At 72.9% G+C, this 12090-nt stretch carries 7 protein-coding genes; 2 read left to right on the forward strand and 5 right to left on the reverse strand.

All coding sequences use genetic code 11. The features are described from left to right. The 3 genes from IEZ00_RS32090 to IEZ00_RS32100 form a co-directional block, all read right to left on the reverse strand. Positions 1-6209, reverse strand: a 6209-nt coding sequence (locus tag IEZ00_RS32090; RefSeq protein WP_373293242.1) for a non-ribosomal peptide synthetase, incomplete at its 3' end; no start/stop codon positions are given. A gap of 78 nt (positions 6210-6287) precedes the next feature. Then, positions 6288-7604, reverse strand: a complete 1317-nt coding sequence (locus IEZ00_RS32095; protein ID WP_189227133.1) for a serine hydrolase domain-containing protein — start codon at positions 7602-7604, stop codon at positions 6288-6290. 498 nt (positions 7605-8102) lie between these two features. After that, complete coding sequence (locus tag IEZ00_RS32100) at positions 8103-8723, reverse strand: GTP pyrophosphokinase (protein ID WP_189227134.1); 621 nt, start codon at positions 8721-8723, stop codon at positions 8103-8105. Between the two features lie 178 nt (positions 8724-8901). On the opposite strand from IEZ00_RS32100, the gene IEZ00_RS32105 reads away from it, so the two are divergent. Beyond that, on the forward strand, positions 8902-9744 hold the full coding sequence (locus tag IEZ00_RS32105; protein ID WP_189227135.1) for an EamA family transporter: 843 nt from the start codon (positions 8902-8904) through the stop codon (positions 9742-9744). A 51-nt stretch (positions 9745-9795) separates the two neighbouring features. Here the strand turns inward: IEZ00_RS32105 and IEZ00_RS32110 are convergent, their stop codons facing one another. Together IEZ00_RS32110 and IEZ00_RS32115 are read right to left on the reverse strand one after the other, a co-directional pair. Further along, complete coding sequence (locus IEZ00_RS32110) at positions 9796-10299, reverse strand: ATP-binding protein (protein ID WP_189227136.1); 504 nt, start codon at positions 10297-10299, stop codon at positions 9796-9798. Between the two features lie 321 nt (positions 10300-10620). After that, positions 10621-11163: a YceI family protein gene (locus tag IEZ00_RS32115; protein ID WP_189227137.1), complete on the reverse strand. Its 543-nt coding sequence runs from the start codon at positions 11161-11163 to the stop codon at positions 10621-10623. An 89-nt stretch (positions 11164-11252) separates the two neighbouring features. On the opposite strand from IEZ00_RS32115, the gene IEZ00_RS32120 reads away from it, so the two are divergent. Further along, positions 11253-11744, forward strand: coding sequence for a MarR family winged helix-turn-helix transcriptional regulator (locus IEZ00_RS32120; RefSeq protein WP_189227138.1), 492 nt, complete (start codon positions 11253-11255; stop codon positions 11742-11744). The last annotated feature ends 346 nt before the right edge of the window (positions 11745-12090 follow it).

The raw sequence follows: 12090 nt of genomic DNA on the forward strand, positions 1-12090 counted from the left end.
GCCACCAGGCGTTCCGGACCCGCGCCCAGGCCGATCAGGTGGTGCGCCAACCGGTTGGCCCGCTCGTCCAGCTCCGCATAAGTCAGATGGCGGCCTTCACAGGTGACCGCCACCGCGTCGGGGGTGCGGGCGACCTGGGCGGCGAACAGCTCGGGGATGGTGCCGGTGGGCGCGTCGACCACATCACCGTTCCACTCCACCAGAACCTGCTCGCGCTCCGCTTCGGACAGCCACGGCACGCCGCCCACCGGCCGGTCCGGATCGGCGACCAGGCCGACCAGCAGGGTCCGCAGCCGCTCGCCCAGCCGCTCCACGGTCGCCGCGTCGAACATCGCGGGTTCGTAGCCGAGCAGCACCTCCAGCCGCCGCGCCGGGTACACCGTGGCGCTGAGCGCGAAGTTGGTCGTCTCCACGGCTTCCAGCTCGCGCAGGCCCATCTCGTCGGCCAGCTCGGTCGGGTAGTTCTCGAACACCACGGCGCTGTCGAACAGCGCGGCGCCGGGCTCGACCCCGCTCCACGACTGCAAGCGGGTCAGCGGCACGTGCTCGAACCGGCGCGACTCCACCTGCGCCGCCTGCAGCCCGCGCAGCCAGTCCGCCACCGGCGCGGCCCCGTCCACCAGGACGCGCACCGGCAGCGTGTTGATGAAGATGCCGGTGATCCCGTCCACGCCGGGCAGGTCGGCGGGCCTGCCCGACACCGTCGCGCCGAAGCACACGTCGCGCCTGCCGCTGTACCGGCTCAGCAGCAGCGCCCACGCGCCCTGCACGACCGCGCTGGGAGTCAGCCGGTGCTCGCGGGCGAACTCGTACAGCCGCGCCGACTCGGCCTCGGTCAGCGACACCGGCAACCGCGCGGACGACGAGGTGGGGCCCGTGGCCGAGCGGTCGGCGGGCAGGGGGGTGGGGGTGTCGAACGTGCCCAGCACGCCGCGCCAGTGCCGCTCGGCCGCCTCGTCGTCCTGCTCGGCAAGCCAGGCCGCGTAGTCGCGGAACGGGCGGCGGTCCGGCAGTTCCTCGCGGGTCAGCACGTCGGACAGCACCTGGAACACGCTCCAGCCGTCCAGCAGCACGTGGTGGAAGGTCCACAGCACCCGAACGGAGTCGGGGGAGAGCCGGGCGATGGTCACCCGCATCAGCGGCGCCCGCGTCAGGTCCAGGCCCCGCGCCCGGTCCTGGTCGAGCAGGCCGCGCAGTTCCTCCGCCTGCCGCCGGGCGTCGAACCGGCTCCAGTCCAGGAAGGTGAACGGCACCCGCACACCGGCGTGCACCACCTGCACCGGCTCGGGCACGTCCTGCCAGCGCACCGAGCTGCGCAGCACCGGGGTCCGGTCGACCACCCGCTGCCAGGCGGCGGCGAAGGCCGCCGAGTCCGGCACACCGTCCACGACGAACGTGGTCTGCTGGAAGTAGGCGTTGGAGTCGCCCAAGCCGTGGAAGACCATGCCCGCCTGCATCGGGGTCAGCGGGTAGACGTCCTCCACGTCCGCGGGCAGCAGGTCGACCTGCTCCTGGGTCAACCGCGCCAGCGGGAAGTCCGACGGGGTCAGACCACCGGTCCGCGACGAGGCGCAGTGCACGAGGATGCCGCGCAGCGCGGCGGCGAACTCCTCGGCCAGGCGTGCCACCGTGGCGTCGTCGTGGACGTTGCGGCTGTAGTGCCACGAGAACTCCAGCCGGTCGTCCTGCACCTTGCCCACCACGTCCAGCAGGTGCGGTCGGGGCGCGGCGGGGTCGGCGGACAGCTCCAGGTCCCGCTGCTCGGCGGTGAACCGGCCCAGGTAGTTGAAGCTCACGTCCGGGTCGCAGGCCAGCTCGCGACCCGCCAGGTGGCGCAGCGCGCCGTAGCCGATGCCGCGTCGCGGGACCGCGCGCAGCTGCTCCTTGACCGCTTTGAGCGCCCCGCCCCAGTCGGTGCCCCGCTCAGCGCGGGGCAGCTCCAGCGCCACCGGGAAGATCGTGGTGAACCAGCCGACCGTGCGGGACAGGTCCACGCCGTCGAACAGCTCCTCGCGGCCGTGGCCCTCCAGGTCCACCAGCACGCGCCGCCGCCCGGTCCAGTCCGCCAGCACCCGGCCCAGCGCCGTCAGCAGCACGTCGTTGACCTGCGTCCGGTACGCCGAGGGCACGTCCTTGAGCAGCGCCGCGGTTTCGCGCTCCGACAGCCGCACGGTGACCACCCGCTCGGAACCGGCGGTGTTCGGGCCTTCCCGGTCGCGCGGCACGTCGGCGGCCTCGGTGACGACCGAAGCCCAGTGCGGCAGCTCGTCGTCGAACCCGCCCGAGGCGGTGTGCTCCGCCAGCCGCAGCGCCCACTCGCGGAACGAGGTCGTCTTGCGCCCGATGTGGGTGGTCCGGCCCCGGCGGGCCTGCTCGTAGGCGGTCATCAGGTCTTCGGTGAGCACCCGCCACGACACGCCGTCGACCACGAGGTGGTGCGCGGTCAACCGGACCCGGCGCGGACCGACGACCTCGGCGCGCAGCAGCGGCCCCCACGACGGATCGGGCGCGGCCTGCGGCGCGGCGTTGACCTGCCGCCACCCGGAGGCGTCGCGGTGGAACCGCATCCGCAGCGCGTCGTGGTGCTCCACCAGCGCGGCCACCGCGGTGGCCAGCGCGCCCCGGTCCACGTCGGCGTCGAACTCCACCGCCACCGCCTGGTCGAAGTGCTCCGGCCGCACGGTGTGGCGGTCCAGGAACCAGCGCTGGACCGGGGTCAGCGGCACCTCGCCGGTCACCGGGCCCTGGTCGGCCGCGGTGGGCAGGTCGCGGGTGACGTGCGGGGCGATGGCCGCGATCGTCTGGTGGGTGAAGATGTCGCGCGAGGTCAGCACCAGACCGGCCTGCCGCGCGCGGGTGACCACCTGGATGCCCAGGATGGAATCGCCGCCCAGCGCGAAGAAGTTGTCCCGCACGCCCACCCGCCTGGCGCCCAGCACCTCGGCGAACACCCCCGCCAGCACCGCTTCGACCGGTGTGCGCGGGGCCACGTAGCGGGCCTGGGTGTCGTGCTCGGGCGGTGGCGCGGGCAGCGCGTCCCGGTCCAGTTCCGGCACCACGACGAAGGCCGATGGCACCAGGTGCGCGGGCAGGACCTGCTCCAGGAAGCCGCGCAGCGCGGCGCTGCCGGGCGTGGACGCCCCAGGGGTGACGTAGGCGATGAGCCGGTCGCCGTCGGCGACCACGGCGGCGGCGGACACGTCGTCGTGGCGCAGCAGCACCCGCTCCACCTCGGTCGGGTCGACGCGCAGCCCGCGCACGCGCAGCACTCCGTCGTCGGGCGGGAAGTCCAGCTCCACCAGGCGGCCCAGCGGTCGGTCCGGGTCCTCGACCACCAGGCGCAGCAACGACTCCAGGTCCTCGGCCAAGCCCTGCGCGGTCGCCGCGTCGAACAGGTCGGTGTTGTACTCGACGGTCAGCACCAGCGAGTCGTCGCGCGGCCAGAACTCCACCACCACGTCGAAGCGGGCCGACGGACGGGGCAGGTCGTGCTCGCGCACTTCCAGCTCGCCCATCCTGGTGCGCCGCAGCAGCGGCTGCTGCAACGCCACCACGGCCTGCACCAGCGGGCTGCGGCTGGGGTCGGGGTCGGGGCGCAGCTCGGCCACCAGCCGGTCGAACGGCACCGCGTCGTGCTCGAGGGCCTCCAGCGTGGTGGCCCGCACCCGGTCCAGGAACGCGGTGAACGGCAGCGCGGGGTCCACCCACGAGCGCAGCACCAGCGTGCGCACGAAGAACCCGGCCACCCGCTCCAGTTCCGCGCGCTCGCGACCGGAGCTGACCGTGCCGACCGCGATGTCGCGCTGGCGGCTGCGAGCGGACAGCAGCACCTGCACGGCGGCGGTGAGCGTCATGAACAGGGTGGCGTCGTGCGCTCGGCCGACGCCCGCCAGCCGCCGCACCAGCTCGGCGTCCAGCGGCCTGCGCAGCACCGCGCCGGAGGTGGTGCGCAGCGGCGGGCGCGGCCGGTCGGTGGGCAGGTCCAGCGCCTCGACCCCGTCCAGCCTGCGCCGCCAGAACTCCAGGTGCGGGGCGAGGTCGTCGCGGGCGGCGTCCCACACCGCGAAGTCCGGGTACTGGGCGGCGGGCTCCGGCGGGCGCGCCCCGGCGTAGAGGTCGGCCAGCTCGTCGACCAGCAGGGCCACCGACCAGCCGTCGGTGACGATGTGGTGCTGGGCCAGCAGCAGCACGTGCTCCTCGGGCGCGGTGCGCACCAGCACCGCGCGGGTCAGCGGGCCCTTCCGCAGGTCGAACGGCTCGGCCAGCTCGGCGGCCAGCACGCCGTCCACGTCGTCGCTGTCGACCACCCGCAGGGGGATCTCACCCTCGGCGGCGACCAGCTGCACGGGCTCGCCGTCGGCGGTGTCGAACGTGGTGCGCAGCGCGTCGTGCCGCCGTGCCAGCGCGTCGAGCGCGTCGGCCAGCCGTGGCACGTCCAGCGGCCCGCTCAGCCGCAGTCCGATGCCGGTGGTGTGCTCGGCGGTGCCGTCGAGGGAGAACAGCCTGCGCTGCGTCGGTGACAGCGGCAGCGGCACGCCGCGCGGCGCGCGCGGCAGCGGAGCGGCGTCCGTGGGCTTCAGCCGCGCCAGCGCGGAGACCGTGCGCGCGTCGAACAGCGCCCGCGCGGGCAGTCCGCGGCCCAGCCTGGCCACCACCCGCGCGGCCAGGACCGAGTCGCCGCCCAGCGCGAAGAAGTCGTCCTCCGCGCCGACCAGCGGCACGCCCAGCACCTCCGACCACACCCGCGCCACCTCGCGCTCGGCGTCGGTGCGCGGCGCCACGTACCCCTCCGGCTCCGCGTCGCCGAACACCGGCGCGGGCAGCGCGGCGCGGTCGAGCTTGCCGTTGGGGGACAGCGGGAACGACTCCAGCGCCACGAACGCCGACGGCACCAGGTAGCCCGGCAGCGAGGCGGCCAGGTGCTCGCGCAGCCCGGTGGTGTCACCGACGACGTAGGCCACCAGCCGCTTGGGGCCGCCGTGGTCGTCGCGCGCCACCACCACCGCCTGCCGCACCGCCGGGTGCTCGCGCAGCAGCGCCTCGATCTCGCCCGGCTCGACCCGGAACCCGCGGATCTTGACCTGGTGGTCGGCCCGGCCGACGAACTCCAGCTGCCCGTCGTCCCCGCGGCGCACCACGTCGCCGGTGCGGTACATGCGGGAACCGGGCGCGCCGAACGGGTCCGCCACGAACCGCGTCGCGGTCAGCCCCGGCCGGTCGAGGTAGCCGCGCGCCAGCCCGACCCCGGTCACGTACAGCTCGCCCTCGTCGACCGGGCGCAGCTCGTCGTCGAGCACGCGCACCTGGGTGCCGGGGATGGGGCGGCCGATCGGCGGGGTGCCGCCCGGTTCCAGCGCGCCGCTCCAGCTGGTGACCACGGTGGACTCGGTCGGCCCGTAGGCGTTGATCATGGTTCGGCCCGGCGCCCACTGCCGCACCAGCTCCGGCGGGCACGCGTCGCCGCCGACGATCAGCAGGCGGAAGCGGGGCAGCGGCCGGTGGGGCACCGTCGCCAGCGCCACCGGCGGGATCAGCGCGTGCGTGACCCCGTACTCCTCCAGCACGTCGGCGAGCTGGTCGCCCAGCAGCGGACCGGGCGGCGGCACGACCAGAGCCGCGCCCGCGGGCAGCGCCATGCACAGCTCCAGCACCGAGGCGTCGAAGCTGGGCGAGGAGAACTGGAGCACCCGGTCGCCCGGCCGCACGCCGAAGTGCTCGATCTCGGCGGCGGCGAACGCGGGCAGCCCGCGGTGGGTGACTACGACGCCCTTGGGCCTGCCGGTGGAACCGGAGGTGTAGATGACGTAGGCCGGGTCGTCGGGGGAGATCTCCACGCCCGGATCGGTGTCGGGCAGCCCGGACAGGTCCACCGGGCCGTCCAGCACCAGCAGCGGCTTGGCGTCGTCGAGCATGAACGCGATCCGCTCGGCCGGGTAGTCCGGGTCGACGGGCAGATAAGCCGCGCCCGCGCGCAGCACCGCCAGTCGCGCGACGACGTTGTCGACCGAGCGCGGCAGCGCCACCGCCACCACCCGTTCCCGCCGGGCGCCCTTGGCGATCAGCAGGTGCGCGAGCCGGTTGGCGCGCGCGTCCAACTCGGCGTAGGAAACCGATTCCCCGGCGGCGAGGATCGCCGGCGCGTCGGGTGTGCGTAACGCTTGCTCCCGCACCAAGGCGGGAAACAGCACTTGGGCAGACGTCATCGTCACATGAGCCTTTCAACGACTCGGTGCGCGTGGGCACGGCAGTTACCCACGAATGGTGAAGTTCAAACTTCGGATATCCGATCAGGCCATTTCCGGAACCTGCCGGCGAGCCAACCGGCCGCCGATCTGTATCCACTCGATGCCGCCGTCGCGCGGGTTGCGCAGGAACCGGCCGGTCTGACTCGTGTCGCCGGTGTCGGAATCGCGCATGGCGAACACCAGCCCGTCGAACAACGACAGGTCGGCGAACGGTTCGCCGTCCACGGTGAGCACCAGGTGTTCCCGATCGGCGGCCCGGACCGCGTATTCGGTGTCGCCGTTGAGGAAGCTGCCGGTGCAGTCCGGGGGCGGCGGGATGCGGCGGGCGAGGTTGCGGAAGCCGTCGTAGTCGCCCACCGGCAACCCGGCCTCGGCCAGTTCGGGCACCAGTCGCCGCCACAGCGGCAGGCCGCTGCTGCCGTTGGTGGTCAGCGCCACCACGGTGCCGTCCTCGGGGTTGATGCGCAGGTGGCAGGAGGTGCCGTCGCCGTTGCCGTCGTGCCCCACCCAGGTGCTGCCGTCGCGCTGCCACAGCGCCAGGCCCAGGCCCCAGCCGTCGGCCATGCCGAACGGTTCGGCGTGCCGCACCGGGGTCCGCATCAGGGCCAGGTCCTCGGGGGCGACCAGCGGCGGGGCTCCGCCGCCGAGCATCCGGCCCAGCGCCAGCAGGTCGGTGGCGCTGGCCGCGAGCGCGCCCGCGGGCGCGTCGACCAGGGCCAGCGACTGGCGCACCGGGACCACCCTGCGGGTGCGCGGGTGCACCGCGTGACCGGGCACCACGGCCGGGTCGGCGCCGGGGCCCACGGTGAACCGCGCGGGCACGCCCAGCGGCCTGAGCAGCACCGAGTCCACGGCCTCCCACCAGCTCATGCCGGTCAGCACCTCGATGAGGTGGCCGAGCAGGACGTAGCCGATGTTGGAGTAGGAGAAGCCCGCGCCGGGGCGGTGCAGCGGCTCCAGCGTGCGGAACGCCTCCAGCACGTGGCGGCGCAGCGAGGTGCCGTGCGCGTCCTCGGGGTCCGACGGCAGACCGCCGGTGTGGCTGAGCAGGTGCCGGGCGGTCAGCTGGGTGCCCAGGTCGCTGGCCACCCGGCGCAGCTCGGGCAGGTGGTCCGACAGCGGCGCGTCCAGCTCCAGGTCGCCGTCGGAGACCAGCGCCATGACCACCGTGGCGGTGAACGTCTTGGTGATCGACCCGATCGGCACGGCCGCGTCGTCGGTGAGGGGCGTTCCGGTGCTCGCCTCACCCACGGCGCAGGTCCACGTCCGGCCGTGGCGGTGCACGGCGAACTGGGCTCCGGGAACCCCGTGCGCACGGGTCAGTTCGCTTAATCGCTGCTGGATCAGATCGGTGTCCATCACGGTCCTTCGCGAATGAGCCAATTGGCCTCGGTGTCACGTTGACGGTTCGCCCACGATCATCGCGACCGCCGAACGGAGCATTTATCAAAATGCAGGGTTCCCGGTTTGTCAACACGTAACCGCACGTTGGTGAAGGGCCTGCGGAGGTTCACTCGAACGGCATGTTTGGACTCGTTGGTTTCGTAATACCAGGGCTTTGAGCGGGCGGTTGGCCGGGTCTGCGGAGTAACCTCCGTCACGTCCGGAGGTCTTGAAAGGGATTAGACGAACCTTACCGAGCCGGTTCCGAAAAAATGTCCACCGGGCCGTAACCAATGGAGTTCCCGGTCGTTTGCGGGGGGCTATGCGTTGCCGGGCGCGTCGGTAGTGTCCACCACGCGGTGGCCGGAGTACAGCACCTGTCGCGCCGCGTCCCCCCGACCGACTCCCGCCCAGGGGTGGCGAGGGGGCGCGGCCCACCCCCGGCGATCGACTCGCGACTCCCCGCGGCGGGGGTCAGCGCTCGTCGCGCTGGACCTCCAGGTGCAGCGCCTCCATGCGCGAGTCCAGCTCGGCGGCGATGGCGGCGGTGCGGCCCAGTTCCTCCACGAAGCCCGTGGGCACCTGGTCGTCGTACTTGTAGAAGAGCTTGTGCTCCAAAGTGGCCCAGAAGTCCATGGCGATGGTGCGCAGCTGGACCTCGACCTTGACGTGCTCCACCCGGTCGGACAGGAACACCGGGATGCGGACGATCAGGTGCAGGCTGCGGTAGCCGTTGGGCTTGGGGTGGGCGATGTAGTCCTTGGTCTTGAGGATCTCGACGTCGCTCTGCCTGCCCAGCATGTCGCGCACCCGGTAGACGTCGGAGACGAACGGGCACACCACCCGCACGCCCGCCACGTCGTCCAGGTGGTCCGCGGCCAGCGACAGGTCCGCGGGCAGGCCCTTGCGGCGCAGCTTGTCCAGGATCGCGTCCGGCCGCTTGACCCGCTGCGTGATGTGCTCGATCGGGTCGTGGCTGTGCACGAGGTCGAACTCCTCGCTGAGGATGCGGAGCTTGGTCATCAGCTCCTCGACCGCGAACTTGTGGATCACCAGAGACCGCCGCAGCAGGTCGTCTGCGACGCCGACGTCCATGCTCACGAGGATACCGGTGGTCCGGGTGGGCTAGGCTGACGGCCGTGAGCACCCACTGGCACGTAGTGCTGCCCCCTCCGTGCGCCTGACCGGGCGCACCAGCTGAGGTCATCCCGCACCGGCCACGGCCGTGCGCCCGTTCGCGTCCCGATCCCGGTCGATGTGAACGGAGAAACCCGTGTCATCCCTTGCGGTACGAGCACGTCCTCGATTCGTCCAGGGACCGCTGCCGATCCTGGCGGCGTGCTTCCTGTGGGGCACCACCGGCACCGCCAGTGCCTTCGCGCCCGCGTCCGCGCCCGCCTCGGCGGTCGGCGCGGCGGGCCTGGTCCTCGGTGGCTGCCTGCTGTTCCTGACCGCCCCCGGTGCGCGCGCGGTGCTGCGCCGGGCCGACTGGCGGCTGCTGGTGCTGGGCGCGGTCACCGTGGCGGGCTACGCGCTGGCCTTCTACCCGGCGGTGCAGCGCACCGGCGTGGCCGTGGCGACCACGGTGGCGCTGGCCACCGCGCCGATCGTGCTGGGGCTGCGGTCCCGGCCGGTGGTGACCGCGACCGCGGTGGCGGGCTGCGCGATCCTGGTGCTGGGCGGCGGTGACGCGCGCGTGGACCTGGTCGGCGTGGCGCTGGCCGTGGTCGCCGGGCTGTCCTACGCGGCCTACTCGGCGATCTGCGCCCACCTGATCGACCTGGGGCACCCCTCCCGCGCGGTGGTCGGCGCGGTGTTCGGCGGCGCCGCGGTGCTCACCGCGCCGGTGCTGCTCGCGCTGGGCGCGGGGTGGCTGGCCAGTCCGGCCGGGCTGGCGGTGGTGGCGCACCTGTCGGTGTTCACCACGTTCCTGGCCTACCTGCTGTTCGGGCGGGGGCTGCGGCACACCGGCGCGGCGGCGGCGACCACGCTGACCCTGGCCGAGCCCGCGGTGGCGGCGGTGCTGGGGGTGGTGGTGCTGCACGAGCGGCTGCCGCTGGTGTCGTGGGGCGGCATGGCGGTGCTGGCGGTCGCGCTGGCGGCGCTGTCCCGGTGAGACGTGGCGGCGTTCCGACCGGTGTCGGGACGCCGCCACGCCCGTGGGATGTCACTCGGGGCGGTGGGGGACCGAGCCGCCGAGGCCGTAGAGGATGCGCTGGATGACTTCGGGGTCGACTTCGGGCTCGTCGCCCAGCCGCTCGGCGGCCGGGGAGCGGCGCGGTTCGCGGCGGGGCAGCGGCACGGCGGAGGCGTTCATGCCCGAGGGCAGCGCCAGCTCGCACCACGCCAGGTGGCCGCCCGCGGTGAGGTCGACCAGACCCGCGCGCGCGTTGGCCAGCTCCGGCGGCATGGCCACCCGATCGCCCTCGACCTCGACCACCAGGTAGGTGCCGGTCAGTCGCAGCCGCACCAGCAGGAAGCCGGGGATGCCGTGCTCGGCGACCTCGACCGCCGCCGCGACCAGGCGGCGCGCGGTCTGCGCCGCCTCGTCCCGCATGGAGGTCAGCCGCCACTCGCCCAGCGAGAAGCGCACGAACATGTCCGCGACGTTGATGGCTGTGGGCAGCGCTACCAGCCGAATGTCATCGACCTGCTCGGTCTGGGCGTTCACACGGATCCTCCTCGCCAGCGTCCGACGCGCGCTGCGCCAGATGGTGCCATGCGTCCGAGCGCCGTCACCCACGTGGTCTACCACTGCGGGCGAACCGCGTGGTACTAAGCTCTGCGGCTTCAGCGCCGATCGAAAGCGTTTCGGGTTCCACGTCTGTCACGGCTACTTACGGGCGTGACGGCGTTCCGGTTCACCCCGGTGATCGGGACGCCGATTGCCGGGCAACGTACCCCGATGCCGGTCCCAATGGAATACGCCACGGCGTGCGGACGCGAAAAGGGCCCGCCGTCGCGCGGCGGGCCCTCGTCGACCGGGAAGTGCTCAGCCCTGCTTGACGGCCTCGATCTCCAGCACGATCTTGACCTTGTCGCCGACGACCGCGCCCGCCGCGCCGCCGGTCACGCCGAAGTCGCGGCGGTTGATCTCGGTGGTGGCGGAGAAGCCCGCGACCTTGGCGCCCTCGAAGCCGTCGCCGAAGCCGTTGGGCTCCAGCTCCAGGGACACCGGCTTGGTCACGCCACGCAGCGTCAGGTCGCCGTCGATGAAGAACTGCTCGCCCTCGGCGCGCACTCCGGTGGAGGTGAAGGTCAGCGTCGGGTACTGCTCGACGTGCAGGAAGTCCTCGCCCTTGACGTGCGCGTCGCGCTGCTCGTTCTTGGTGTCGATCGAGTCGGCGTGGATGGTCGCGGTGACCGTCGACTCCAGCGGGTTCTCCGCGGTGACGATCTGGCCCTCGACGCTGCCGAAGTGGCCGCGCACCTTGGACACGCCCAGGTGGCGGATGACGAACGAGACGTCGGAGTGCACCGGGTCGATGGCCCAGGTGCCCACGAGGTAACCGGGGATCTGCGCGGTGGAGGTCATGGTCGATCCTTCTCGCTCGGTCTGATTGAACTCTCAACCTAACGTAACGCATCCTGGTTGAGAGTTCAACCATCGCGTATGATGGAGGTATGGCAGACGTGCGGTGGCTCAGCGCCGAGGAACAGCGGATCTGGCGCGGCTTCATGACCGCCGTGACCACCTTCAGCGAGCACCTGGACCGGCAGCTCCAGCGCGACGCCGGGATGCCGATGGCCTACTACGAGATCCTGGTCGCGCTGTCCGAGACACCGGGGCGGGCGCTGCGGATGAGCGAGCTGGCGATGATGTGCCACTCCTCGCGCAGCAGGCTGTCCCACGCGGTGGCCAAGTTGGAGAAGGAGGGCTGGGTGGTGCGCCGGGCCTGCCCGTCGGACCGCCGCGGCTCGATCGCCGAGCTGACCGACGAGGGCTTCGCCGTGCTGGAGGCCGCCGCGCCCGGCCACGTCACGACCGTGCGCGAGCACCTGTTCGACGTGCTGACCCCCGAGCAGCTCCGGGCGCTGGACGGCATCAGCCGCGCGATCAGCGCCGGGTTGAGCACCGAGTGCGACCGCGCGCGGGCCGAGGTGCCCGAGTTCTGACCCGCCCGCTGGGACCGCTCAGGCACCTAACGGCTGGTCGGTCGCCGCGGGCGGCTGGTGGACATCGGGTCCTTCTCCCGCTCGCGGGTCACAGCCGCTGGTAGTGGTGCTCCCGGTGGAAGTGCCCGAGCGGACGACGGCCGCGGACCGCACCTCGCCGCCGGGGCGCGTTCCACATCGGATCAGTGCGGAAACCGTTGCCCCTCAACCGCTTCGAGGGCAACGGTGCTGATCGCCGGGCGGTTGCGGGAAGAAACCAGAGCTACCATGGCCGCCATGCTGCGCAGCACGTACGAAGGCCAGGTGTGCTCGGTCGCCCGCGCCCTGGAGGTGGTGGGGGAGCGCT

Source organism: Saccharothrix coeruleofusca (assembly GCF_014648515.1).
Classification (GTDB): Bacteria; Actinomycetota; Actinomycetes; order Mycobacteriales; family Pseudonocardiaceae; genus Actinosynnema; species Actinosynnema coeruleofuscum.

What these genes read in the sequence shown, in the direction of transcription:
- IEZ00_RS32095 (WP_189227133.1), bottom strand. Translation starts at nt 7,604, where the DNA reads ATGGACACCGATCTGATCCAGCAGCGATTAAGCGAACTGACCCGTGCG.
- IEZ00_RS32120 (WP_189227138.1), top strand. Translation starts at nt 11,253, where the DNA reads ATGGCAGACGTGCGGTGGCTCAGCGCCGAGGAACAGCGGATCTGGCGC.
- IEZ00_RS32115 (WP_189227137.1), bottom strand. Translation starts at nt 11,163, where the DNA reads ATGACCTCCACCGCGCAGATCCCCGGTTACCTCGTGGGCACCTGGGCC.
- IEZ00_RS32100 (WP_189227134.1), bottom strand. Translation starts at nt 8,723, where the DNA reads ATGGACGTCGGCGTCGCAGACGACCTGCTGCGGCGGTCTCTGGTGATC.